The following is a 23707-nucleotide window of genomic DNA, read 5'->3' on the forward strand; positions in this document are numbered from 1 at the left end:
ATTGCCGCGGTATTCCGTACTCCGTCCGCGCTCCGAAAGCCGTGCCGGTGCGGCCGAGCGACGACGGGAAGGCGTTAGCTGGTGTTCCGCACTTCGTCCGCACTCACCCCGTCTCACCGGCCGGGTCACCAACTCTCTTCGTCGAAACCCGATGGCCGCTGAAACGGCTGCGGCAGGGGCTGGCCCCTCCACCAGGCGGCGACCGCGCCGAGGGCTACGTCCTCAAACCGGCCCGGGATTGGCATGAGGCCGACACCCCGGCCCCCGTCGACCGCCCGGTCGTCAAGGTGAAGCAGCCCGCCTTTGCCGAAGACGGGCGTTACGACGGCGCACGGCCCTACCTGCCACCGCCGCAGGGCGCGGCCGGCGTCCCCGCCTGGCTCCTGGTCGAAGCCGCGGCTCGCGCCGTTGCGGCGGTCAGAAACCTCGGCTGCGCCGTCGGAGGCCTGGAGGACGCACCTGCCCAGGCTATGGAACACGCGCTGCTCCAAGGTGCCCGAGTTTTCGCAGTATTCGACGCCGCCGACCGCCGCAGAGAGGACGGCCGCAGCTCCCTGCCGGATCAACCCCGCTCCCGGTCAGCGGGGGTAGGTGCTCTGAGTAGACACCGCTCATGTCCGCGGCCGGCCGACAGGCAATCATCTCCGGAGAACGCAGGACGCACGTGCCCTCCGCCGCCGTACCGAACGGCGACCCGCCCGCCGGGTCCGGCGCGCACGCTCCGCCCTGCCCTGAGGCTCGACCAGGGGTGCATCGTGGATCGATATCCGGACCTGACATCGTGGGAACCGCAGTTCACCAACGACCCGCACCCGCTCTACGGCCGGCTGCGCCGGGAGTCGCCGGTCGGCAAGGTGGTCCTCGAAGGTCTCGAACTGTGGATGGTGACCCGGTACGAGGACGTACGCGCGGGTCTGGCCGATGTCCGGTTCAGTAGCGACCCGCGCAACGCCGGTCCCGCGGCCCGGGCCGTTCCCTGGACGGCCACGAGCGATGTCTCGGGGCTGACCAGGAACCTGCTCCGCACCGACGGGGCGGACCACTCCCGCCTCAGGAGCCTGATCTCCACAGCGTTCACGGCCCGCCGGGCGGCGGCGATGCGGCCCCGGATCACGGAGATCGCCGAGCGGCTCGTCGCCGGCTTCCGGCACCGCGGCGAGGCCGACCTCATCACCGAGTTCGCGCTGCCGCTCCCGGTGGCGGTCATCGCCGAACTGCTGGGCATCCCCGGCGAGGACCGGCACGAGTTCGTGAAGTGGGCCAACATCTACACCGGCGTAGAGGAAGGAGACGCGGCCAGGGCTCCGGAGGCGCTGGCGGCGATGCGGGACTACCTGGTCCCGCTGATCGAGCGGCGGCGCGACCGGCGCGCCGACGACATGGAGAACGGCTCCCTGCTGGACGCGCTGATCACGGCACGCGACCACGGCGCCGGGCTGGACCGGGAAGAACTCATCGCCATGGCGTTCCTCCTGCTGCTGGCCGGCTACGAGACCACCGCCAGCCTCGTCGGAAACGGCGTCCTCACCCTGCTGCAGTACCCGGAGCGCCTGTCCGAACTCCGCGAGCACCCATGGCTGATCCCCGGTGCGGTGGAGGAACTCCTGCGGTACGAGAGCCCGGTGAAGATCAGCCCGGTGGTCCGCTACGCGACGTCGGATCTCTCCTTCGGAGGGCAGGAGATCAAGGCCGGGGACGCGGCCGTCTTCTCCCTGACGTCCGCCAACCGCGATCCGGATCACTTCGCGGACCCCGGTGACCTGCGACTGCGACGGACCGTCAACCGGCATCTCGCCTTCGGTCACGGCGTCCACTACTGCCTGGGCGCACCGCTGGCCCGGGCCCAGGCCGAGATCGCACTGTCCACTCTGCTGGCCGGCTGCCAGGATCTCGCCCTCGTCGACCCGGAGCCGGTGTGGCGGCACAGCCGCCTGTTCCGGGGGCTGCGGCGGCTGCCGGTGACGTTCTCGCCGTCTCCGGCGTGGTAGTTCCGGTTCGGTACGGCGGATCCCGGGCGCCCCGTCCCCACCTCGCGAGGACATCACCCCGGCACTGCACGACGCAGGGCCTGGCCGACGGGGGGTTCAGCAGGACCGTGTACCAGCCCGCCCAGGGGGAGTCGGTGGCGGGTACGTCCGGGAAGGAAGCGGTGGCCTGGCCGGTGTCGTGCGTTCAACCGCGTTCCGTGGCGACACGGAATCGGGCGACCGCCGTAGTCACCGTCCGGAACGGAATGGAACGGATCCACAGGGAACGAGTCCGGGCATTGCGCCCGGCACTACGCGGCCGCGGGGAGCAGTCATCTGGCCTGACTTATTCAGGCCAGATGGTGGCCGGAATGACTGTGATCAGCCTCTACTCTGATGTCGCCGAACGGCCAGGGGCCCAGGCGAATTCGCAGACCAAGCACACATCGGTGCCCTTTTGGGCGTCGAAGGGGGGAATTTCAGCATGATGGGCAAAGAAGATCGCACCTCGAAAGCGGTCGGTGGCGGGCACCGCACGGTCGGCCAGGGCAGATACGTCCTGCAGCGGCTCCTGGGCGAGGGCGGTATGGCCTCCGTCCACTTGGCGCACGACACGGTGCTCGACCGGCCGGTCGCGGTCAAGGCGCTCCACCCCGACCTGAGCCGCGAGCCGTCCTTCCGCGAGCGGTTCCGCCGCGAGGCACGATCCGTGGCCCGGCTGAGCCACACCAACGTGGTGGCCGTGCACGACAGCGGGGAGGACGTCCGCCCGGACGGTGTCACCGCGCTGTACATCGTCATGGAGTACGTCGAAGGTGCCACGCTCAGCAGCCTCCTGCGCGAGGCGGCCGAACGGCCGAGCAGCCTGAGCCCCGCCCGAGCCTTGGAGATCATCGCCGACGTGTTGCGCGCGCTGACCGCCTCCCACGAGCAGGGGCTGATCCACCGTGACATCAAACCCGCCAACATCATGGTCACCTCACGGAACGTAGTGAAGGTGATGGACTTCGGCATCGCGCGCGCCCTGCAGGCCGGCAGCACCTCCCTCACCCAGCACGGCATGACGATCGGCACCCCCCAGTACATCTCCCCGGAACAGGTACTCGGCAGGGACATCGACGCCCGCTCCGACCTGTACTCGGTCGGCTGCCTGCTGTTCGAAATGCTCACCGGACGCGTGCCATTCGACGGTGACAGCGCCCTGACCATCGCCTACCAGCACGTGCAGCAACCCCCGCCGGCCCCTTCCGGCATCAACCGGGCCGTCGGCCCCGAGGTCGACGCCCTCGTGGACCGGGCGCTGCAGAAGGCCCCCGCACATCGCTTTCCGACAGCGGAGGTCATGCGCGAAGCGGTGGAACACACCGCTCTGCAAATGCGGAACGGCCGGAACACCCTAGTCATCGGCACACCACGCCGGTCCCCGGCCCCTGTTGTGCCGGGGGCATCGACAACGGGAACAGCCACGGCGGAGACGGCGGCCGCTTACGGGGCCCCCGTAGGCCCCACCCTGATAGAGGACGCACCGGCTTCGTACCCGCCGGCCGCAGCGGAGGAGCCGTCCTCCCCGGAAACGCCCGCGTGGACCGACCCGGGCCTGACCGCACCGGCCGACCGGAAGCTCCCTCGCGGCCGACGCCGGCGTGGCAGGCCGCGCCGCACGGTCGTCGTGGCGGCGGCCCTCACAGTCCTCACCAGTGCCGGAACCCTCCTGTTCGTCCTCAACCCGCACCAGGAGACCTCCGCCGCGACACAGGCCGGTCACCTCGCGTCAGGAGCCACGGCTGGTTCTCCCGACACAGGCTCCCGTGCCGAAGCCGCCTCGCACCCGAGCAAGGGCGCCGACCGCGACCACCCCTCGGCCGACTCGTCGACGACACCCGGCGCACCGGGCGCATCCGGTCCTCCCGGATCCGCCCCCAGCAGTTCCGCGTCCACCGCGCCGGCCTCCGGCACGCATCCCCGGCCGCCCCACTCGGGGTCGACGACCCACGCCCCCGGCGAGCCGCCCACCTCACCTTCCGATCCCAGCCCCCCGGCCCCCGCTCCCCCGGACCCATCCCAATTCCCCTTCGTGCACAGTCCCGCATCCAACGGCAACTTCATACAGATCACTTGGGACAACAGGTCGGACGAAAGACTGACTTTCACCATATTCCAGACAACATCGTCCGGCTCGATCCTCAGACAGGTCGCCAGTCTCACCGAGCCCGCCGACGGAACCTACTCGCTCACCGATGCCAACCCCAGCAATCCGAAGTGCTACATGGTCAGGGCAACGACCCCTGCGGGCGGCAGTTTCGGCAACTCGAACGTGGCGTGTGCCTGACCCGCATGCCACGCAGGAGACCGCACTCGGGCCGGACGTCCGCCGGGGTACGCCGACCTGAGTGCCCCTGGTCAGGGAGCCCGTCCGCAGCGGACCGTGAAGGTCCTGCTCCTGCGCGATCCGGATCGACGGGCCATCGAACTGCCACAGTACCTCCGCGGCGCCGACGCCCAGCAGCAGGGTGTTGACGTGGACCAGCGCGGACTGCATCAGGTGCAGGGCCAGCATGCCGACCTCCTGGCTCTCCTTGTCCTGGCCGGTGAGGTCGCCGTCCTTGCCGTAGAACAGGTCGTGGTTGGCGGAGTTCCAGTTCTCCACCACCTGTAGGCCCTCGTGGATCTCCTTGCGCAGCTCGACGTCGGCGAGGTAGTCGCAGATGAACGCGGTGCGTACCGCAAGCCCGAGTTCCTCGATGGCCCGGCAGGTGGGGTGCTTGGGCCCTCCCCGGGTGAAGCGACGCAGGACCTGCTCGGCCTCCGCGGTGCCCAGGCGGAGCGCGGTGGTGTACTTCACGATCTGGTCGTACTGCTGGGCGATCAGGGCCCAGTCGATCGTCTTGGTGGACAGCACCCGGCCCAGGTTCGGCCACTGGTCGTCCGGTACAGCTCACCGAGCCGATGGTCTTCAGCCTCGGCATCAGCTGGAAATCGAGCACGTGCGCGAAGGCGAACCCGACGATGGATGCCCTGCGTGTGTCGGTGTAGTGCCAATCAATCCACTTCCATGTCGGTGCGGTGCCGCAGCACGCCCTCGAACTACATTACGTCTCCTCGTTTGCCCGGAGCCGAACACCAGCTCAAGCGGCAGGAGTTGCCAGGACGTGCAGGATGCAATGCAGAAATAGGCGGTCCACTAGCGGGGGCCCGGCTGCAACTTGGGCCAGGGAGAAAGCAGCGGTTCGATCAATGCCCACAAGTCGTCGCCTCCGTCCGCAGCCGGGAGTCCGCAGCATCCTGCCTGCCGAATCGTCCACACCAGTGAAGGCTGACTAGGACATATCAACCAAGATTCTACTACAAGCCCTAAGTAACAAATACTCGTGCATTGCCGCCCAGTCGGTTACATCCTGTATGTAGCCAAATTTATATCGTGACAGACCGAGCAAAGAACACTATACACGATACTCTCGCCCGCTCCAAGGAATACCCCGAGCCCTATGAGCCGCCGATTCTCTTACGTCGTCGGCACGTCACGACGGCGTTTATAATTTCGCAATACTACAAAATGGTGAATAGTTTATGGGAACGAAAAGACTGAAGTCAAACTCTCGGGAAGGCGATCTGATGGCGATCTGCGCCACACCTCTGAAGAATGGACCTGACAATGAGGCGAAGGGCATTGCGTTTGTAGCCGGATATCCGGTACTGCGACGAACGGTAGAGCTGCTCGAAACGGAATCGATGGACAAAATTCCACTACACACGGAGTATCTACGTGTGTGGGCCGCACTATTGATCGACGGCCTGTCGGCTGCGATAGAGGAATTTAGTCGACCGTCAAATACGCAAGCAATATTCTGGCGGGACGAGATCATGGCGTTGATAACGAAAAGCCTTGCCCATCTTGCCGGAACCGTTCCTCTTAATCAGTGGCTCATTCATGCCCGCCATCGAACGCTTGTGCGCGTGTCCGATGCCGATCGGGCACTATATCTCCTGTGGATCCCAAATCTGTGTACGGCTGCGTGCACTCTTCTCGTGAAATCTGGCGGGGCGACCATGTATAGTACGTCAACGCCGAGAGAATTGACCCAGGCCTACTATCATTTGGAACGGGCATGTCGCGCGCTGGAGCGCAGCCAGGAAATGGCTGTAATCGCCTCCTAGTAAGAACGTGATCTGGTCTTTCAGTAAATGATCCGATGCATGGTCCACTATTGGGGAAGCCAGGACCCTTTCGTCGGCATCCTGTACTGCGACGAGCCCGGCAGCCCGCGGTGCGGCATCCGTCTCGCCCAGGGCATCACCCGCGACCAGAGCAACCGACTGGCCCAAGCACTCGGCACCTGGCCCACCACATGACTCCTCGGACCGAGCCGGCCGCACACGAGACGCCCATACGCAAGGCCTGAAGCGCTTCCAGAACTCGATCAGGACCTGACGCCGCACTGGAACTCCGGCCCCGCCGAAGGCCGGGTCAGCCACATCATTCTGTGGAATCTGATTTAGGCAAGATCATCGGCAGTACCTCCGACAGCTGGCCCGCAGTCGGAGGGAAGGTGGGCGAGCACCAGGGCGACAGCGTCACGCGGGCTATCGGTCTCTCCGATGTCCGCTGGGCCCTGCGGCGAGCGAGTTTTCCACCAGATGACGCGGTACTTCCCGTCCGTGGGGTTAATCACTGGAACATCGTGGGTGTAGGGGAATCCGGTGCAGCGGCTGAAGTTCAGCGAACTGTGGCTGTGGAAGAGAAACAGGGCTCGCAACTGCGGCCCGGCGTAAGCGGCCTCAATGAGCTCGTGGTCGACGTGGCCCGCAGCGGTCTGTCGGTAGATCGCCCACATGGTCTCGGCGGCGGTGCCGCGCTCGTGGGCTTCGGCCATTGCTCCGTAGTGGACAAACGGGCATGCGGCCCGCAGATCCTTCAGGTCAGCGCCGGACTGCCAGACCACCATGGTCGTGGCAGCCTCGTCCAAACTGGTTGTGTTGCCCTTGGCCATGGCGACGCCGCGTTCCCAGAAGCTCATGATGAAGCAGCGTTCCTGGATGCCCAGGAGAGCGTTCGTCGTTCGCTCACGGCTGTCCGAGCGGGCACCCGTTCACTTCCACCCCGGGGCTCGTTAGGGGAGCACGTCAATCCGATATCCGGCCTTGTGACCGACCCTTTGCAGGGCGATCTGGAGCGTTCCGCCCTGGCCGAGTTCAGGGTAGAGACTCCCCAGGGTCGGGGCAGGTTGACAGGTCACGCTTCACCCTCCATTTCCTGCTGTCGGGGGTCAATGGTTCTTCCTGGCTCCTCGCGAACTGCTTGCTGTGCCGAACCTCAACGAGGGGGAGCAACTTGTCCGTCGCGGGTATTCCGATTGATGAGCGGTGAGGCGTATCCGGAACGCCTGCGTTGGTCGGCAACTGATCCGCGCGATGCGTGCGGCAGCCTCGTGGACGCGGGTGAGCGGCGCCGCGACTCTGCGGCCACCGGTATTGGCGGCCAGGCTCTCGCAGGGCGCCACGAGGCTGCCTCCTCTTCGCAGATTGTCGTCGTCCGGCACGACCACACACCGGCCGGCCCGACGGCCGGCGTAGGCGGAGGCATTGTCGAACTGATCCCCGCGGCTGACCGACGCGGGCAGCGGAATCAGCAACGGGGGATGTCGAGGGCTTCGAGTTCCGCGAGCGTGGTGGCGCCGGCGCGGCCGATGGCCAGGACGGCGAGGGCGAGCGCGCCCGCCATGTCGTCGTGCAGGTAGGCGATCTGCGTGTTTCGGGACCTGCCCAGCCCTAGCATGGGCAGGTGAGCAAACCTCTACCTCCCGTGGGTGTTGATCTCTTAGAAGTTCACCGGCTCCGCCTGACGGAGGCCAACCCACCACGGTTGTCGGCCGAAGAGGAGTTGGCCAGGGATCGGGTCTGAAGCACGGCGGTCCAAGCCAATCCGAGCCTGTTCGACGGACCGGTGGTGGCATGCTCACAAGTGCAGTGGGAGGGGCCGCACAGCCTCGTCCTGTCCTGGGTGAGGGTGACTTACCGGCACTACGCCCTGCGTCGGGTTCCGGGGAACACTTCGTGGCTACCGTCGTTGTTCGTGAACGTTGTACAGCCGACGGACGACGGGCGCATGCTCGTGGTGCGGATGTCCTCGTCGACAGCAGCGCCGGGCCGGTGGCAGCTTCCGGGCAGTTCTGCGGAGCCGCCGCACGAGCATGAGGTGCTCGATGAAACCGCCCTGCGCCGGCATGCTGCACGCGAGCTGGTGGAGGAAACGGGTGTCGATCTCGTGCCCGAGGCACTCAGCCTGTGGGCTGTCACCCGCGGTGAGAATCGCAGCATCGGCCTGGTCTATCTCGCCGAGCCCTGTCCGTCGGCGGCGTTGCACAAGAGCTTCGCTGCCGTGACTGCCGCCGAACAGGCTCTGGGTCGTGACCCTGAGCTGGACCGGATCACCCTGGTGAGGTCCCCATCCGACCTGAACGGCCTCGATGGTCCCCACGCGGACTACCTGGGACCGGTGGTGCGCCGCTATCTGGAGAACTCCTTCCAGCACAAGGTCTGAGCGCTCTCAACCCACCTTGATGTCCTACGGGAACGGTGCCTGTCTGGCGGCCGTCAGGCGGTGATGAGGAAGTCGCGGGCCCGTTCGTCGAGTTCAGTTGCGCACCGTAGGCCGCGGGCGCGGAAGCGGGCGAGGTCGGTGCGCATGCGGCCGACGGCCTTGCGGGTGCGGACGGACTGGACTGCGTCCATGTGGTCGTAGGTGTGCGTCTCGATGGGTCCACCCGCGCAGGCGCAGCACGCCCATCGGCACCGGCCGACGGGGGTGGAGCACCTCTCACACGCCTATCACCAAGAGCGCGGACGCTCCTGGACCGCAGTGACCTGACCTGCACTCTAGCGATTCACCTGGTCCGCCTGGACCGCACAAGACCCGATCTACAACCTGGCCATGGCGCTGATACACCACAGGTGGCGACGTTGTCGTCGCGCCGCGTCCTGCAGGGTTACCAACTGATGGTCAGGCGGGTCGCCGGACGGGTGACGCGGGCGCCGGGGGCGGGGCGGTCGTCGGGTGTGATGGAGGTGTAGGCGGTGACGACGGGCTGGGAGGGCCTTTTCTGGCTCCAGCGGTGGAGGAGGTTTTTGACCTGGCCGGTGAGCTTGCTGCTGTCCGGGCCGTGCGCGACGAGGCTCAGTTCGTTGGCTTCGTCTTGGCCGGGCGGGCCATGAGGTAGACGAGCGTACCGCTGTCATACAAGCTTGCTCCGGCCCACCGCAGGGCGGGATCGGCCAGGCCGAGGGCGCGGGCGGAGGAGCCGACCGACAGTCGACCGAAGCTGAGGCCACTGTTGATCGTGGCGAGCCAGAGGTCGAGGTGGGCCGCCGGTTCGTCGTGACGGACTTCAATCCCGGTCCACTGCTCCTGCGCGGGGTGAGCGAGGACGTGGGCGAGGGCGGGCTCGTCGGGCAGGTCGTCGGCGTCGAGCTTGAGGATGATGTCGTCGGCAAGGCGAACGTGACGTTCCCCCATCTCTGAGGCTCCGCGCATCGGCACGAACCCGCACACCTCGGCGTAGGTACTGAGCATCCGGCCGTCTTCGGTGTGGTCGAAGGCCAGTGAGCGGGTCAGGCCGCTGCCGTGCAGGCGCAGCGGCACGACGATGCGGCCACCGATGGCGAGTTGCTGCCACCAGGCAGCGGAGATGTCCCAGGCGCCCGCGGTGACGATGATCCCGTCGAACGTCGCACCGCGAGGGTCACCGAGGGCGCCGTCGCCGCAGATCACCTCGACCTGGTCGTATCTGGCGGCCGTCAGGCCGGTGCGAGCTCCGGCGGCGAGGTCTTCGTCGAGCTCGATGGTGACCACGGAGCCGGTCGGGCCGACCAGCTCGGCCAGGAGGGCGGCGTTGATGCCGGTGGCGGCGCCGATCTCCAGGACGCGGTGACCTGGACGAACATCGAGTTGCTCGAGCATGGTGGCGACCAGGCTGGGGCTGGAGGCCGAGGAGATGGGGCCTCCCCCTGAGTGGTGGACACGCTGATACTGGATCTGCTTGATCCGGAGGAAGCGAGAAGACCGCCGATGACGATGAAGGACTATTCGGACGAGTTCAAGGCCGATGCGGTGGCCCTGTACGAGTCCACACCCGGGGCGACCTACAAGAGCATCGCCGCTGACCTGGGCATCAACCGGGCGACCCTGCGCGAGTGGGTACTGCGGGACCGTGAACGCCGTGGCACCGGCACCGCGGCTGCGCGGCCGACCGCCCGGCCGGCGCCAAAGGCGTCGGGGGATCCGGACGAGCGGGTCCGGCGGCTGGAGGCGAGGGTGGCCGAACTCGAGGCGAGTGAGCGCAAGCTCGCCACCGAGCGGGACATTCTCCGCAAGGCGGCCAAGTATCTCGCCGGAGAGACGAACTGGTGACCAGCCGCTTCCAGTTCGTTGACGACCATCGGGCCACCTTCGAGGTGAAGCGGCTGTGTCAGGTCCTGGACGTGAACCGGTCCAGCTACTACAAGTGGCTCGCCGGCGCCGAGGCCCGGGCCGCCCGGCAGCGGGAGGACCTGGTCCTGGCCGAGGAGATCCGTGAGGTCCACGGCGAGTCCGGCGGCGCCTACGGCTCCCCGCGCGTGACTGCCGAGCTCCGCGAGAAAGGGCGACAGGTCAACGAAAAGCGGGTCGCCCGAGTCATGCGGACGTTCTCCATCACCGGGGTCCGCCTGCGCAGACGCGTGCGCACCACCGTCCCCGACCCGGCATCCTCACCGGTTGAAGACCTGTTCCAGCGGGACTTCACGGCCGCCCAGCCGGGGCGGAAATACATGGGTGACATCACGTATCTCCCACTCGCGGGCGGGAAGTTCCTCTATCTCGCGACGGTGCTGGACTGCTTCAGCCGCAAGATCGTCGGCTGGTCCATCGCCGACCATATGCGCACGGATCTGGTCACCGATGCCCTGCGGATGGCCGCCCGCACCCGCGGCTCTCTGGACGGGGCGGTGTTCCACTCCGATCACGGGGCTCAGTACGGATCCAGGGCCTACGCAGGCCACTGCGACCAGCTCAAGGTCACCCGGTCGATAGGCGCGGTCGGCACCAGCGCCGACAACGCCGCCTGCGAAGGCTTCCACGCCTCCCTGAAACGCGAGACCCTCCAAGGCGCCCACGACTACGGCGACGCCACCACCTGCCGCCGCGCCGTCTTCGCCTGGCTGACCCGCTACAACACCCGCCGCCGACACTCCACCAACGGCCACCTCAGCCCCGACGCCTACGAACGACGACACCACAGCGCTAAACTCACGCTCGCCGCGTGACCAATAACCGCGTGCCCACCTTTATGGGGGAAGGCCCGATCACCTGCCCGGCGACTAGGAGCACCAGTCCCGTAGCAAACTCATCGCGCCAGTGGCTCTTGGGTGTGCCGCGACCCTGCAAAGGCAGATCAGTCCACTCGAAGCCAGCGGCGTCTGCCCCGCTGGCCATCAGCCGATCTTGCCAGGTCTCTCCGGGCTGGCCTTCGAGCCAGTCCAACAGCTTGCTCAGGCCCCGCCGCCGGGTCCTGTCGCGGGTCAGGCCCGCACCCGGGTCGGTGAACAGGGCGATAACCCGGTGCCAGCGGGGCCGGCGGTTTGGCCTGCACGGTGCGCTGCCGTTCATGGTGGACCAGGACGTGGGCTACGACCTCGTCGGGAGTGGGAGCCATATAGATTTCCGTGGTGCTGATGTGGGCACGCCCCATGACCCACTGCCCGTCCGCGAGGGTCAGGTTCGGATCGCGGACCATCCTCTTGGCCGCACTGTGCCGCAGGTCATGCAGGGTCCAGTTCGCGCCGAGCAACTGGTTGGCACGGGTGAAGACCATCCGGGCCGCGTCGTACTCCAGCGGGCGGAAGGGCCGTCGCAGCGTCCCCCACAGCGGCTCCGACGGGTGCTTGCGGACCATGCCGCGCAGTTCTTGCTGGTAGAGCCGCAGCCACACGAAAGCATCGGCGGAGGCAGGAAGGTGCTGCAGGACCTGACTGCCCTTGCGGACCACGCCGATCGTCTGGTCCCCGGGCGCGACCAGGCCCTGCGGGACACCCAGCAGCTCGGAGGCGCGGGCGCCGGTGGAGATGTAGAACGCGATCAGAGCCCTGTCCTGGTTGTACTTCAACCCCGGCGAACAGATCGTTGAACGCCTGGTAAGGAATGATCCTCGGGGTCGGCTTGGGCTCCTTGGGCTGATAGGTGCCCCGGCGCGAGGGCCGCCGGAACGGCTGCATCGGGTTGTGATGCGCATTCGGACTCCCCTCGTCAGCAGCCCCTACCTGCGGGAACGGGTTGATCAACAGCCAGCCGTGGGTCTCGCGGTGGTACTCGTAGAACGACCGGATCACCGCGCGAGCGTGCCGCCTGGTCCGAGCGGCATAGTTCTCGCCGGGCGCGGCCTTCCCCGTGACCGGGTTCACCGAACCCGGGACGGGCGCATCAGGACGGCGCCACCGACGCGGCTTCTTCGTCGTCTTCAGCCCAGCGCGAAGTCACGGGCCTCGACCCGGCTCGCCAGATACCAGGGAACGTCCACGGCGCGTAAGAACCGGACCCACGCCAACAGCTCGTAGGCGTAGGACCGAAGCGACGTCGGACTTGCCGTTGAAGCCCGCACCGAACCCGTCGGCGAGGAGGTCGTACGCCTTGCGGGTCGTCGTCGTGTCCTTGTTGTTGCCCTGGTCGGAGGAGCCGAGGCGCAGGGAGAGCACCGACACGGCCAGCCGCCGACCGGCCGCGGGCGGCGTTCACACCAGCTGACACGAGTTGCCCGGCGGGGACATCGTGCGGTCGGCCGGCCAGTTTGGCGCGGGCGGGAGATTCGATGTTCGACAGCCGGGCCCTAGTGGCGGGGCCACAATGCCCCCTTCGCGCATTGAGTTGAAGCTTGAATGAGTAAGTTCTGCTTGCGTGTATCTGTCTGCCGCGTCCTATCGTCGGACACGTCCCACGGTGTTTGAAGGGTGCTGCTGAGCACCCGACACAGTGCTATCCATGGTCCCCGCTGTGGCTTTTGGGCGAGTCCGCCTGTCCTGTGCCGTGCAGCACGGCCGCGCTGGCGTCCCCCCACCGGGGGAGCCGGACACCAGCGGGTCAAAGTCGCGTGTGCGGTGTCAACACCTGCTGATCGTAGGCAAGGAGAACGGTATGTCCGCACGGTTCGATTCTTTCGTGACGGGGGCCGGGTGCCCTGCCGGGGCGCCGGCCCCGCCGAGAGCAGCGAGCAGACGGTTCGTCGGGACCGGTGTCCTGGAGACCGTGGCCAGCCTGGCCCTGGCACTGGCACTGTCCCTCGGTACCGGCCCCGCCCTCGGCGCCACCTCGACGCACGCTGCCACCCCCGCCCCGGCCGCCACCACCGCCCGCACAGCCGCCGCCGCACCGCACTCCGCACCCTTCACCGACAGTGTGCGGACTTCCGGGATCCGTCCGGCAACGAGCCCGGGTGTGGGTCCCCGCAAGGCGCTTTTCATGGTCGTCAACTGGGCGGGCAACTCCTCCCTGTCGGCGGCCCGGGGCGGGGACGTCGGGCTGCTCGCCTCGGGGGTGGCCGCGCAGAAGGCGTGGTACCAGGCGGCCTCGGAAGGCCGCTTCCAAGGTTGGGACGTCACCGCACTGCCCATGGTGATCAACATCGCCACACCGCCCGCACCCACCGACAGCACCACCCAGGCGGGTTGTAACAGTCTTACCAACGCCGTGCCGGCGGCTGCGAACAACACGGCGAAAGGGCTCGGACAGAGCATCACGGGATACGACACCATCGTCTATTGGTTCCCGCACGTCACCTCGTGCGGTAACGGAGGCATAACAATCGGCAATACCATCGTTTTCAACGGGCGTCTGGACCAGGACATAGTCGTTCACGAGTTCGGCCACCGTCTGGGACTGGGCCATTCCCACAGTGCCGTGTGCGTCGACCCCCAGGGCAAGCACGTGGCACTGAGCACCGACTGCACCACGGACGAGTACGGCAATGTCTTGGCAGCGATGGGCAACGGGCAGCCGGGTATCTTCACCCCTGATCAGATGGCGCAGCTGGGTTGGGACGGTCCGCCGCAGACGGTTACCCAGCCGTCGGGCACCTACCGGATCCAGACGGCGGAGACCAACAATTTCGGTCTTCCCCACGCCCTACGTCTGCAGGAGGGAAACCAGACCTTGTGGGTCGAGTACCGCCAGCCCACCGGCGTCGACACCGGGCAGGGCCTCGAGAACGGCGTCGTCCTCTACCGTGAGGACCCTGCCACCCACGACCTGTCCCTCATCGACACCCATACCCTCTTCCCCGACTTCTTCGACTCGCCGATGAACGTCCACGAGTCGTGGGAGGACCCGGTCGGCCACTGGGACATCAGCTTCGACGCCGGGGACTCTTCCTCCGCGACTGTCATCATCCACCCCTCCGGTGTCGAACTCGCCGTCTACCAGGCCGCCAACCACCACCTGTCGACCCTGTCCCACAGCGGTGTGACCTTCGAGACCATGTCCACCATGGAGCCGGGCACCACCGGGTCCATCGCCCGGCTGTCAACCGGCGGCTACAAGATCGCCTTCGCCGCCGCCGACGACACCTTGTGGGTCCAGGACGACCGCATCCCCGGTGGTACGGGTACACCCACTGGGCACAAGTTGTGGCCTGGTACCAGTCCGTCGATCGCGGCGGACAGTGCTGGCGGGTGGATGGTCACCTTCCAGGACGACACCAGCCGGCTGTGGACGCTTGACTCGGCGGGCCACGCCATTAAGACCAACTCCGCGATGAACACCGGCACCGACCCGTCCATCGCGCACCTGTCGACGGGCGGCTACGAGATCGCGTTCGTCGGCTCGGACGGCAAGCTGTACTCGCAGGACGCCGGGATCCCCGGTGGTACCTCGCACCCCATCGGCCACATCCCCGCCTCCAGCCCGGCCATCGCCGCCGACGCCAACGGCGGTTGGAAGATCGCCTTCGAGGGCAACACCACCAACCACCTCATCACCTACGACTCCCACGGCGTCACCAACGACACCACCGCCAAAATGTGGCCGTCCACCAGCCCAGCCATCACCGCACTGCCCACCGGCGGCTACGAAACCGCCATCAACGCCTGGGACGGCAACCTCGCCGAGGTCGGCGACGGCGGCAACCGCAACGCCGCCGGCGGCGTCCAGGTCGCCCACGGCACCAGCCCCGCCATCGCCGACCTCAGCACCACCGGCTTCACCATCGCCTACACCGCCCCCGACAACCGCCTGACCACCGTCTCCCCCGACAACACCGCCCACGCCACCAACAGCGTCCCGTCCGACGGAACCAGCCCCAACGGCAACCTGTAACCCCAACCACACCGTTTGCGGCCGCACCCACACCACGCCACCCGAGGGTGTGTCAATTTAACGGCTGATCTTGGTTGTTGAGGGCTCAGTTGTTGGCCGGGGTGAGCCGGCCCTCGAAAGCGATCTGGAAGGCGTTGAGCGGTGCCTACCAGCGCATGGTCCACTTCTTGCGGCCCTTGCCGGTCGGGTCGAGGCTCATGAGCGCCATGTAGACGCACTTGAGGGCGGCGGCCTCGTTGGGGAAGTGCCCGCGGGCGCGGACGGCGCAGGCGTCGGAGGTCGGGGACCGCTGCCGGGAGGTGGTCGACCAGCTCTTGGAGGTCAACGCGCTCTACCGGCTCCGCGCCGCCCAGGGGATCCTCGGGCTGCGGAAGAAGTACAGCGACGTCCGGCTGGAGGCCGCCTGCGCGCAGGCCCTGACGGTCGGCGACCCCTCCTACCGGACGATCAAGGGCATCCTGATCGCCGGCACCGAGACCGACCGCGAGCCGGAGACCGGCGACACCGGCGCGGCGGCGTTCCTCCACGGCCCCGAGGGCCTGTTCCCCACCGACATCCCCACCCAGACGCTGGGCGGACTCCGCGAGGACCAGGGCCACGACGACGTTGGAACGTCTTCACCACCACGATCCCCAACCGCCAGATCTACGCGCAGTCCATGCTCGAACCCGTCACCGCCCGCGGATCCGCCTACGACGAGCTCGTCACCGAATGATCGACCGCCGCCGCCTCCTCCCCCACACGGGAGAACTGCGATGAGCGGCAACGACCGCGCAGCCGCACTGCGTACCCGACGCGAAGAACAGCATCTGGAAGGCGGCAACAGCCCAACACCGCAACGGACGACCGGGCGCCCTGCCGACCTGGTCATCGCTTCCGACATGATCGCCGCACCAGTAAAGGTCGAAGCTTCCGGAGACCTCTCCCCCGACGAAAGCCATCAGCTCAGAGTCTGCGAAGGGTCTGCCGCACGATCGAGCCGTCGAGAACCTCGCCACCGCCACCTGGCTCGCCGGCAAAGCTCTCCACGCCATCTGCAACCGCAAGCTCTACCGCCACACCCACACCCGATTCGACACCTACGTCGAAAAACGCTGGGAAATCAGCGCACGCGCCGCCCACCAGATGATCGAGGAATGGCCCCTGGCCGAACGCCTCTCCCAGACCATGGGAGAAACCCCCACGGCCTCCCACACCCGCGCCCTACTACCCGTCATCAGACGCTTCGGACTCACCGCCGCAGCCGACCCCTACCAGCAGATACGCGCACGGGCCGCGGTAGAGGACCGCCGACTCACCGCCAGCCTCACTGGCCAGATCGTCAAAGTAGTCCTGAAAAGCGCAGGTTGGCCGGCCGAAGAAACCCAGTTCCAGGCAGCGACCCGCCAACTCATGACCGCTGAAGTCCTCCCGTTGCCAACAAGTGCCCGTACAGAACGCCGCGCCCTCGCCAGAAGCGCGACGGATCCTCCGCAGCCACCCTCACCACCTGTGCAAAGATCTGCAGATAGTCACGAGGAGGTCACGGCTCAACCTGCTGATTCGATGACAGTCCCCGATCGCGATCAGATCGAAGCCACGCGCGGCTTCTTGGACGACCCCGCCTCGGAGAACATTTTGCAGAGCATTCACTTTAGGGCCATCACCCTCGAAGGGGAAATCAGTGCAGCCGTCCTGTCTGGTTCGGTCAACATCGAGCACGGCGATCTGTGGCAGGAGATCGTTCAGCGGCTGACTCATGCTGTCGAGTTGGTACACCAGTCTGATGCTCGGGCCTAAACGCCCTCGTCAACCCTCCCTCGTGGGGCCGGACCGATCCGCGCCTGATCGGCCGGTCCCACCCCAACAAACGGGCACCGCCCGGACGGCCCCCGCCAGCAGGCAATGGTTGAGGCAGCGATCGAGGGGTACGGAGCGACTGGTGTTGCGTCTAGCGGATGGTGCCTCTGTAGTTCTGCCACCAGGGGGGACCTTTGACGGGAGCGTTGTCCCAAGCGGTCAATTGGGCTAGGGACTGTCTCTTTGAATGGCTATGGGCGCCATTCCTGCTGGTAGGCGGGGTGTTCGGCGTATGACTGGCCAAGGACTCGCAGCGCGTATGCCAGGCTGGCCGAGCGGGAGTCCGAGGGGTCCATGGCTTTGTAGTCGTTCGCCAGTTGCTCGATCAGGTCGAGCATGGGGAGGTGGCTGTCGAGAAGGGCCTCGCCGCCCAGGGTGCCGGCCACATAGGCGTAAGCGTGGTTGTCGTCCATGATGCGTGCGACGAGGAACTACACAAGATCGTCCATGCGGCCATCCTCGCGGGCAAGGTGCTTCTCCAGTCAAGCGGCTGTCCAGATGAGGATGGCGGCGAGGTGGAGTGCGGCCTGGTAGGCGATGGCGAGCTTGTCCGTTCGCATGGCCAGGCCGCGCCATTGCTTGAGGCGGTTGATGCACCGTTCGACAGCGTTGCGCTGCTTGTACGCATCGGCGTCGAAGGCCGGTGGGTGGCCTCCGTCGCGACCTCGCCGCAACCGGTGGCCGACCTGGTCGGACGGCTGGGGGATGACAGCGCGGATTCCGCGTCGCCGGAGGTGATTGCGGATCGCGCGGGATGAATACGCACGGTCTGCCAGGACGGCATCGGGTCGGGTTCTGGGTCGGCCGGGTCCACCTCGCAGAACACGGATGCTGGCGATGACGGTCTCGAAGACCGGGGGGTCGCCCGCCTGGCCTGCGGTGATACGAAGGGCCAGGGGCCGTGCACGGCTGTCGCTGGCGAGGTGAACTTTCGTGCTCAGTCCGCCGCGGCAGCGTCCGAGGGCTTGGTCGTCAGGTTCGGCCCGGCCTGGCGCCCCTTCTTCCTGGCACCGGCAGCAGGCTGGTGAGCCCGGCAGACGGTGGAGTCCACCGAGACGGTCCAGCCGATGTCAGCATCAGCTTCGGCGGCTGCCAGAACTGCGGCGAGGATGCGTTCCCAGGTGCCGTCCACGGCCCACCTGATCAGGCGTTTATGAGCAGTCTGGAACGAGCCCAGCTCGTCCGGCAAGTCACGCCAGGGAGAGCACGTGCGGTACTTCCACGCGATGGCTTCCAGGGTTCGACGGTGATCGGCCCATCGCCGACCGCGGACCGGATCGGCCGGCATCAGCGGCTCGATCCGGTCCTACATCGCATCAGTGATCACTAATCGGACAGACACGTCCGATCAACTGACCAACCGATCAAAGAGACACGCTCTAGCTCTGCGGCCGAGTCGCCGCCGCCCAGGCGCATATGTCGAATCGCCCCAGACAGCGTTCAAATCAGCGCATCATTTCCGGCTAGTAATCCAGTTGTACTTCTCCATTTGCCCTGGTCACGGGGACCTTTCGGAGTCTAGTTGGCTGACGTTGGATCAGGTAGGCGGTGGTTCGTGACTCACTCGATCGGGGTGCGTGCGGCGCTGATAGTGGCAGCTGCGGGCAATGGCCTGGTGGCGTCGGCGCCAGCGGGACCAGTGGAGACGCTGCCAGGATGCTTGGCACCGGGTTGCGGGGGATGGGCAAGGCCCAGGAGCCGTCGGATTTCTGCCACGGTGAGGGGAACGAGGCCGCTCGAACCGTTTCTTCGGCCCCCTTTTCGAGGGCGTGGGCTGTCATCGCCGCCAGGAAGGCGTGCGCGAGCATAGCCAGGGTGATGTGGCGGTACCAGCCGACGTAGCGGCGGACTTCGTACTGGTCCAGGCCGCATTCGTTCTTCGCAGCTTGGAAGCGTTCCTCGATGGCCCACCGGGCGCCGGCCACCTGGACCAGCGCGGAGACGGTGGCATCTGCCGGCGCGAAGGCGAGGTAGTAAGCGATCTCCTCGGGCCGCGCCAGGCTGCGGCGGGCCACTACCCAGTGGTAATGGGTGGGATCGGCACCGTCGATGGTGGGCAGCTTGGCCGCGGCCCAGTCGTAGACCCGCGGTCCCTTGGCCCCGTCCCCGCAGGAGATCCGCTCCCAGGCCTCGGCTGGGGCACCGGTCAGGACGTGGTCGATGCGCCAGCTCCCCGCAGGCGACTTGACCTGTTGCGACTTGGGCACCGCCAGGACATAGCCCACGCCGGCCTCCTCCAGTATCCGCCGGAAGTGCCACTCCTGTCCGTAGGCCGCATCCGCGGTCACCCAGGCGATCGGCAGGGCGGAGTCCAGCGCCCGCCGGACCATCGCGCGCGCAAGTTCCGGCTTGGTCGCGAAGGACTCGTCCTTCGGGATCCGGGCGGCGCGACACCGGTCCAGATCCTCGGTCCAGGACTTGGGCAGGTAGAGCTCGCGGTCCACCAGGGCTCGGCCTTTGGCGGAGGCGTAGGCGGCAAACACCCCGATCTGGCAGTTCTCCGTTCGGCCGGGAACCTGGATTTGAATTACTGTCAGCGAGGGGCTTCGGGTGGAGTTGCTCGGGTGTGTAGTTGTTCCAAGGTGCGGGCGGACGGTCCGGGTAGCGGTGTGACAAGGATCTGGTGCACTCGGCTACCCGCAGACCTACTTCGACATCGTTCTCCGTCTCCATATCCGATTCAACGCACCCCGATCGAGTGAGTCACGAACCACCGCCTACCTGATGCAACGTCAGCCAACTAGACTCCGAAAGGTCCCCGTGAGCAGGGCAAATGGAGAAGTACAACTAGAGTACTAGCGCGGCCATCTCTCGCAGCTCGCGCAGCCTGGCGACAGCTATCGGACGTCAGCGACGGGCTGTTCTACGCCGGACTCAGCCTGGCCCGCCGCCGCATGGCCTAGGACGCGCTGCAACGCGTCGGTCTGGGGCACCGACTCGGCCACCGCCCCCACCAGATGTCCGGTGGCGAACGGCAGCGGGTCGCGATCGCCCGAGCGGTGCTGGGCGACCCCGGTCTGCTGCTCGCCGACGAGCCGACCGGGAACCTCGACACCACCTCCGGGGAGACCGTGATCGACCTGCTCCAGGAATTGCACCGCGGCGGTACCACGATCGTGGTCATCACCCACAACCTGGAGATCGCGCGGGCCCTGCCCTGCCAGGTCTGCATGCGCGACGGCCGGATCGTCTCCGACAGCCGCCCCGGGCACGTCACCACGGAGGCCGGAACATGACCGTTGCCCTGCGCCCGGCCCGGCTGCGCCCGCAGGACGTGGTCCGGGTCGGCACCGTGAGCCTGCGCACCCGACCGCGGCGGGCCTTCCTGTCCGCCCTGGGAATCGCCATCGGCATCGCGGCGATGGTGGCCGTCGTGGGCATCTCCGCCTCCTCGCGTGCCGGGCTGGACCGGACGCTGGCACAGCTGGGTACTAACCTGCTGACCGTCGAACCGGGGTAGAGCATCAACGGGACCCCGTCGAACTACCCGATCGGGCGGTGGCGATGATCGGGCGGCTCGGCCCGGAGACCTCCGTCTCCGCGATCGGCGAGATCAGCGATGCCAAGATCTACCGCTCCGACAAGGTGCCGTCGGTCGAGAGCGGCGGCCTGGCCGCCTACGCCGCGCGCACCGACCTGCTCACGACCCTCCGGGGAAAGGTCCGCTCCGGAACCTCGCTCAACGCGTCGACCGCGCGCTACCCGGCCGCGGTGCCCGGCTCCGTGACCGCACAGCGCCTCGGCTTCGACGGGCACCCCACCACCATCTACACCCGTACCCGCGAGGACCAGGTCACCGCGGTGGCCGCCGTGCTCGCCAAGACCGCCAACCCCGAGAACCCGTTCTAGGTGGGGGTCTCCCGCCCCTCCGACGTGCTCGTCGCCGAGCAGGTGACCGACAAGACGTTCACCGCCCTGCTGTTGGCGCTCGGCGCGGTAGCACTGCTGGTCGGCGAGGTGGGGGTGGCCAACACCATGGCCGTCTCCGTACTGGAGCGGCGTGCGGAGATCGGACTGCGCCGCACTCTTGGCGCCACCCAGGGCCACATCCGGCTGCAGTTCCTATCCGAGTCGCTCTTGCTGTCAGCCCTCGGCGGTACCGGTGGCGTCCTGCTGGGCGCTGCAGCGACCACGGCCTACGCCGTGACGCAGCTCTGGCCCTCGGTCGTCCCGCCCTGGGCGCTCGCCGCAGCCGTAGGGGCGACCCAGATCATCGGCGGCATGGCCGGCCTCTACCCAGCCGTCAGGGCCAGCCGCCTCCCGCCGACCGAGGCCCTGAGCTCTTGACGACCAGGTCCCACCATGTCGCCGTCACGGTCGGTCCGGCCGTTCGAGAGACCCTCCACGAACGGATCCGGGCCGCCGCGCCGTAGACATCGACCTTGTGCTCCCTGATCGCACGGGCCAGGTCGACGAGTGCGCCGTACGGGGGTTCCTGGGCCTCGGAAGCGGCAGCCATGCAGGCGACCGCGACCACGCACCCGTACAGCTCGTTGCGGTCGGGGAGCGGGCGGAGCCTGGTGAGCATGCGCGAGGGCAACCAGCCTCCCCATTCAAGGAATCATCGTGGGCATGACTCACGAACAGATGGCCGAGGCCCGGATCGAAGCAGTCCGGGCCGACCTCGGCGGCAACGCGGCGCTCGATCTCAGCGGGCTCCCGCTGGGCCATGTCCCCCAGGAGATCCGGGCGCTCACCGGGCTGGCCAAACTGGACCTGTCCGGTATGCGGCTGACCGCCGTGCCGCAGTGGCTGGGCGACCTGACCGGGCTGCGCTGGCTGAAGCTGGACCGCAACCAATTGGAGACCGTTCCGACCGCTCTGGGGCGGCTGACCGCGCTGAACTGGCTGAAACTCGAACACAACCAGCTGGTCGAGGTACCCGACACCCTGGGCCGGCTGACCTCGCTGCGCCGACTGGACCTCAACGCCAACCGGCTCGCCGAGATCCCGCCGCCCCTCGGACGGCTGACCTCGCTGCGCCGGCTCGACATCGGCCACAACCGGTTGACCGAACTGCCCTCCACCCTCGGACGGCTCACCGCGCTGCGCCGGCTGTCTGCCGGCCACAACCGGCTCACGTCCTTGCCCGCCGGCCTCGGGAGGCTGTCCGCGCTGCGGGTGCTCAACCTACGGTTCAACGAGCTGAGCGAGGTGCCCGAGAGCCTGGGCCGACTGACCGCCCTGACCGAATTGGTCCTGAGCGCGAACGCCCTCACCCGGGTTCCGGCGGCCGTGGAGCACTTGGCCGCCCTGACCAGCTTGGACCTGAGCAGCAACGCGCTGAGCGAGATCCCCGACGCTCTGGGCGGCCTCACCGCCCTCACCTCGCTGAACCTCAGCGCCAACCAACTCGACCGCCTCCCCGACCGGCTCGGCCACCTCCCCGCGCTGCGCGCCCTGTACCTGCGGAGCAACCCGCTCACCCGCCTCCCTGACAGCTTCGAGCGGTTGTCGGGGCTGACGGAACTGAACCTGTCCAGCACACTGCTCGCCGAACTACCGGAGGCCCTGCGCGGCATCACCGCGCTGGACGTGGCCAACACCCCGTTCGCCGCCGCACAGACGGACTGAGGCTCCCACGCACCGAGGGGCGGCCCCGAAGAAGCGGACACCGTTGGCGAATGCTCCTTCACTCAGCCCCACCGGATCTGTCCGGTGGGGCTGAGTGCTGCGAAGTGTGAGGTCCGGATGGGCGAGTGGGGGTGCCGGTAAGCCATGCGTCGAGGCGGACGAGGTTCATTCCGGCGGCGGTCAGTACGTGGTGCCGTGGGTCTTGGGGCGGCCTCGGTAGCGGGACTTGCGCAGGCCGAAGGCGCGGACGCCTTGAGCGATGGTGTCGTCGCCGAGGCGGTATTCCCGCACCCACATCTGCCGCAGGAACTCTACTGCGGGAAGCTTCCGCGCCAGGCGGGCCCATCGGCAGACCGGACGGAGCCCAGGACAGTCATGCCGACCTGTTCGGCATGCCCGGCCCGGGCGGCCCACCGGCTGGGGAACTTCGTGTCCGGCCGGGCAGAGCAGCGGTCGAACCACTCGGGTGGCGTTCGGCCGGCCAGTCACCGCGGGGCGGCCACGGCTGGCGCGTTCAGCGCGGCCCGCACTGTCTCGGCCACCGATTCCAGCCGGTTCAGATCTCCCGCTGCGGCCGGACATGGGTGCCGTCACTGCGCTGCCGCCCGCCGGCCTTGAACAACCCGGCCGCGCAGGCGTGCTCCAAGACAGCATCGGGCAACCGTGCCTCGGCACCGCACGCGATGAGCCGTTCACGGAACTCGCTGAGCACACAGAAGTCGAAGCCGGGACCGGTCAGCTCCAAGCCGAGGGCGTACGTCCGGTCGATCCCCGACCGCACCGCGTGCGCGGCCTGCCGGTCCGGCAGGCCCTCGGCGAACCGCAACACCGAGACCATCGCTGGCCTGCCCGGTGATGCCGCCAGCCGTCCCCGGCTGGGAAGCAGCCCCGCGAACTCTCGTCCGCGAAGACCGGGCCGAGAACGTCACGCACTCGAACAGCCAGACAGCCTTTCGGGAAAGCCGCACGAGCCACCCTCATCGTCTCCTCCGGC

The 23707-nt window shown here is 67.5% G+C and carries 21 protein-coding genes and 4 pseudogenes; 12 read left to right on the forward strand and 13 right to left on the reverse strand.

Features of this window, described 5'->3' with window-relative positions; translation table 11 throughout:
- Nucleotides 1-755 precede the first annotated feature (755 nt).
- The 3 genes from LNW72_RS00570 (at nt 756) to LNW72_RS00580 (ending at nt 4623) form a co-directional block, all read left to right on the forward strand.
- On the forward strand, nt 756-1988 hold the full coding sequence (locus LNW72_RS00570; RefSeq protein ID WP_250973468.1) for a cytochrome P450: 1233 nt from the start codon (nt 756-758) through the stop codon (nt 1986-1988).
- A gap of 463 nt (nt 1989-2451) precedes the next feature.
- Nucleotides 2452-4296 (forward strand): protein kinase, encoded by a 1845-nt coding sequence (locus LNW72_RS00575; RefSeq protein ID WP_308401856.1) that lies wholly within the window; start codon nt 2452-2454, stop codon nt 4294-4296.
- A gap of 96 nt (nt 4297-4392) precedes the next feature.
- Nucleotides 4393-4623 (forward strand): hypothetical protein, encoded by a 231-nt coding sequence (locus tag LNW72_RS00580; RefSeq protein WP_250980486.1) that lies wholly within the window; start codon nt 4393-4395, stop codon nt 4621-4623.
- On the opposite strand, the pseudogene LNW72_RS00585 reads toward LNW72_RS00580, so the two are convergent.
- Both LNW72_RS00585 and LNW72_RS41960 read right to left on the reverse strand, forming a co-directional pair.
- Nucleotides 4519-4866: pseudogene (locus tag LNW72_RS00585) on the reverse strand (Tn3 family transposase); the annotation flags it as partial. The gene LNW72_RS00580 and the pseudogene LNW72_RS00585 overlap by 105 nt on opposite strands.
- A gap of 88 nt (nt 4867-4954) precedes the next feature.
- Nucleotides 4955-5011 (reverse strand): annotated as a pseudogene (locus tag LNW72_RS41960) (hypothetical protein); the annotation flags it as partial.
- Between the two features lie 568 nt (nt 5012-5579).
- Here LNW72_RS41960 and LNW72_RS00590 point away from each other — a divergent pair.
- Entirely contained in the window at nt 5580-6122 is a 543-nt protein-coding gene (locus LNW72_RS00590) for a hypothetical protein (RefSeq protein ID WP_250973469.1), read from the forward strand.
- 39 nt (nt 6123-6161) lie between these two features.
- Entirely contained in the window at nt 6162-6317 is a 156-nt protein-coding gene (locus LNW72_RS00595) for a hypothetical protein (protein ID WP_250973470.1), read from the forward strand.
- 143 nt (nt 6318-6460) lie between these two features.
- Here the strand turns inward: LNW72_RS00595 and LNW72_RS00600 are convergent, their stop codons facing one another.
- Nucleotides 6461-6982 carry a DUF6193 family natural product biosynthesis protein gene (locus tag LNW72_RS00600; protein ID WP_250973471.1) on the reverse strand — a complete coding sequence of 174 codons (522 nt, stop codon included), beginning with the start codon at nt 6980-6982 and terminating at the stop codon, nt 6461-6463.
- A gap of 608 nt (nt 6983-7590) precedes the next feature.
- Entirely contained in the window at nt 7591-7740 is a 150-nt protein-coding gene (locus LNW72_RS00605; protein ID WP_250973472.1) for a glycosyltransferase, read from the reverse strand.
- A gap of 297 nt (nt 7741-8037) precedes the next feature.
- Between LNW72_RS00605 and LNW72_RS00610 the strand changes: the two genes are divergently transcribed.
- The gene (locus tag LNW72_RS00610; protein WP_308401857.1) at nt 8038-8505 is read left to right on the forward strand and encodes an NUDIX domain-containing protein; all 468 of its coding nucleotides are present in this window, start codon (nt 8038-8040) and stop codon (nt 8503-8505) included.
- Between the two features lie 53 nt (nt 8506-8558).
- On the opposite strand, the gene LNW72_RS00615 is transcribed toward LNW72_RS00610, so the two are convergent.
- Nucleotides 8559-8696, reverse strand: coding sequence for a hypothetical protein (locus LNW72_RS00615; RefSeq protein ID WP_250973473.1), 138 nt, complete (start codon nt 8694-8696; stop codon nt 8559-8561).
- Between the two features lie 442 nt (nt 8697-9138).
- Nucleotides 9139-10068, reverse strand: coding sequence for a methyltransferase, FxLD system (gene fxlM, locus LNW72_RS00620; protein ID WP_308402128.1), 930 nt, complete (start codon nt 10066-10068; stop codon nt 9139-9141).
- On the opposite strand from fxlM, the gene LNW72_RS00625 reads away from it, so the two are divergent.
- Nucleotides 10030-11264, forward strand: a protein-coding gene (locus LNW72_RS00625) for an IS3 family transposase (protein WP_250973475.1) whose coding sequence is annotated in 2 segments (ribosomal slippage) — nt 10030-10348 and nt 10348-11264 — 1236 coding nt in all. Because the reading frame shifts where the segments join, the coding sequence is not laid out codon by codon here. The genes fxlM and LNW72_RS00625 overlap by 39 nt on opposite strands.
- A 128-nt stretch (nt 11265-11392) precedes the next feature.
- On the opposite strand, the gene LNW72_RS00630 is transcribed toward LNW72_RS00625, so the two are convergent.
- Entirely contained in the window at nt 11393-12103 is a 711-nt protein-coding gene (locus tag LNW72_RS00630) for a site-specific integrase (protein WP_250973476.1), read from the reverse strand.
- 1133 nt (nt 12104-13236) lie between these two features.
- On the opposite strand from LNW72_RS00630, the gene LNW72_RS00635 reads away from it, so the two are divergent.
- A complete protein-coding gene (locus tag LNW72_RS00635; RefSeq protein WP_250973477.1) occupies nt 13237-15300 on the forward strand; it encodes a hypothetical protein in 2064 nt (687 codons plus the stop codon).
- 145 nt (nt 15301-15445) lie between these two features.
- Here the strand turns inward: LNW72_RS00635 and LNW72_RS00640 are convergent, their stop codons facing one another.
- Nucleotides 15446-15625 carry a hypothetical protein gene (locus LNW72_RS00640; RefSeq protein ID WP_285371172.1) on the reverse strand — a complete coding sequence of 60 codons (180 nt, stop codon included), beginning with the start codon at nt 15623-15625 and terminating at the stop codon, nt 15446-15448.
- Nucleotides 15626-16425: 800 nt separating this feature from the next.
- Between LNW72_RS00640 and LNW72_RS00645 the strand changes: the two genes are divergently transcribed.
- Nucleotides 16426-17079: a hypothetical protein gene (locus LNW72_RS00645; protein ID WP_250980487.1), complete on the forward strand. Its 654-nt coding sequence runs from the start codon at nt 16426-16428 to the stop codon at nt 17077-17079.
- A gap of 251 nt (nt 17080-17330) precedes the next feature.
- Here the strand turns inward: LNW72_RS00645 and LNW72_RS00650 are convergent, their stop codons facing one another.
- The 3 genes from LNW72_RS00650 to LNW72_RS00660 form a co-directional block, all read right to left on the reverse strand.
- Entirely contained in the window at nt 17331-17477 is a 147-nt protein-coding gene (locus LNW72_RS00650) for a DUF6221 family protein (RefSeq protein ID WP_250979964.1), read from the reverse strand.
- Between the two features lie 144 nt (nt 17478-17621).
- Nucleotides 17622-18427 (reverse strand): IS5 family transposase gene (locus LNW72_RS00655; protein ID WP_250973478.1). Its coding sequence is split into 2 segments (ribosomal slippage): nt 17622-18139 and nt 18139-18427, totalling 807 coding nucleotides; the frame shifts between segments, so codons are not numbered across the junction.
- 175 nt (nt 18428-18602) lie between these two features.
- Complete coding sequence (locus LNW72_RS00660) at nt 18603-19676, reverse strand: IS701 family transposase (RefSeq protein WP_285369927.1); 1074 nt, start codon at nt 19674-19676, stop codon at nt 18603-18605.
- Between the two features lie 300 nt (nt 19677-19976).
- Between LNW72_RS00660 and LNW72_RS00665 the strand changes: the two are divergent.
- Together LNW72_RS00665 and LNW72_RS00670 are read left to right on the forward strand one after the other, a co-directional pair.
- Nucleotides 19977-20375 (forward strand): annotated as a pseudogene (locus tag LNW72_RS00665) (ABC transporter ATP-binding protein); the annotation flags it as partial.
- Nucleotides 20372-21426 (forward strand): annotated as a pseudogene (locus tag LNW72_RS00670) (ABC transporter permease). The pseudogenes LNW72_RS00665 and LNW72_RS00670, both read left to right, overlap by 4 nt.
- On the opposite strand, the gene LNW72_RS00675 reads toward LNW72_RS00670, so the two are convergent.
- Complete coding sequence (locus tag LNW72_RS00675) at nt 21383-21667, reverse strand: hypothetical protein (RefSeq protein ID WP_250973480.1); 285 nt, start codon at nt 21665-21667, stop codon at nt 21383-21385. The pseudogene LNW72_RS00670 and the gene LNW72_RS00675 sit on opposite strands and share 44 nt — an antisense overlap.
- A gap of 44 nt (nt 21668-21711) precedes the next feature.
- Here LNW72_RS00675 and LNW72_RS00680 point away from each other — a divergent pair, with 44 nt between their 5' ends.
- Nucleotides 21712-22713: a leucine-rich repeat domain-containing protein gene (locus LNW72_RS00680; RefSeq protein WP_250973481.1), complete on the forward strand. Its 1002-nt coding sequence runs from the start codon at nt 21712-21714 to the stop codon at nt 22711-22713.
- A gap of 556 nt (nt 22714-23269) precedes the next feature.
- Here the strand turns inward: LNW72_RS00680 and LNW72_RS00685 are convergent.
- Nucleotides 23270-23599 (reverse strand): transposase, encoded by a 330-nt coding sequence (locus tag LNW72_RS00685; protein WP_308402129.1) that lies wholly within the window; start codon nt 23597-23599, stop codon nt 23270-23272.
- Between the last annotated feature and the right edge of the window lie 108 nt (nt 23600-23707).

Source organism: Streptomyces sp. RKAG293 (assembly GCF_023701745.1).
Lineage (GTDB): Bacteria > Actinomycetota > Actinomycetes > Streptomycetales > Streptomycetaceae > Actinacidiphila.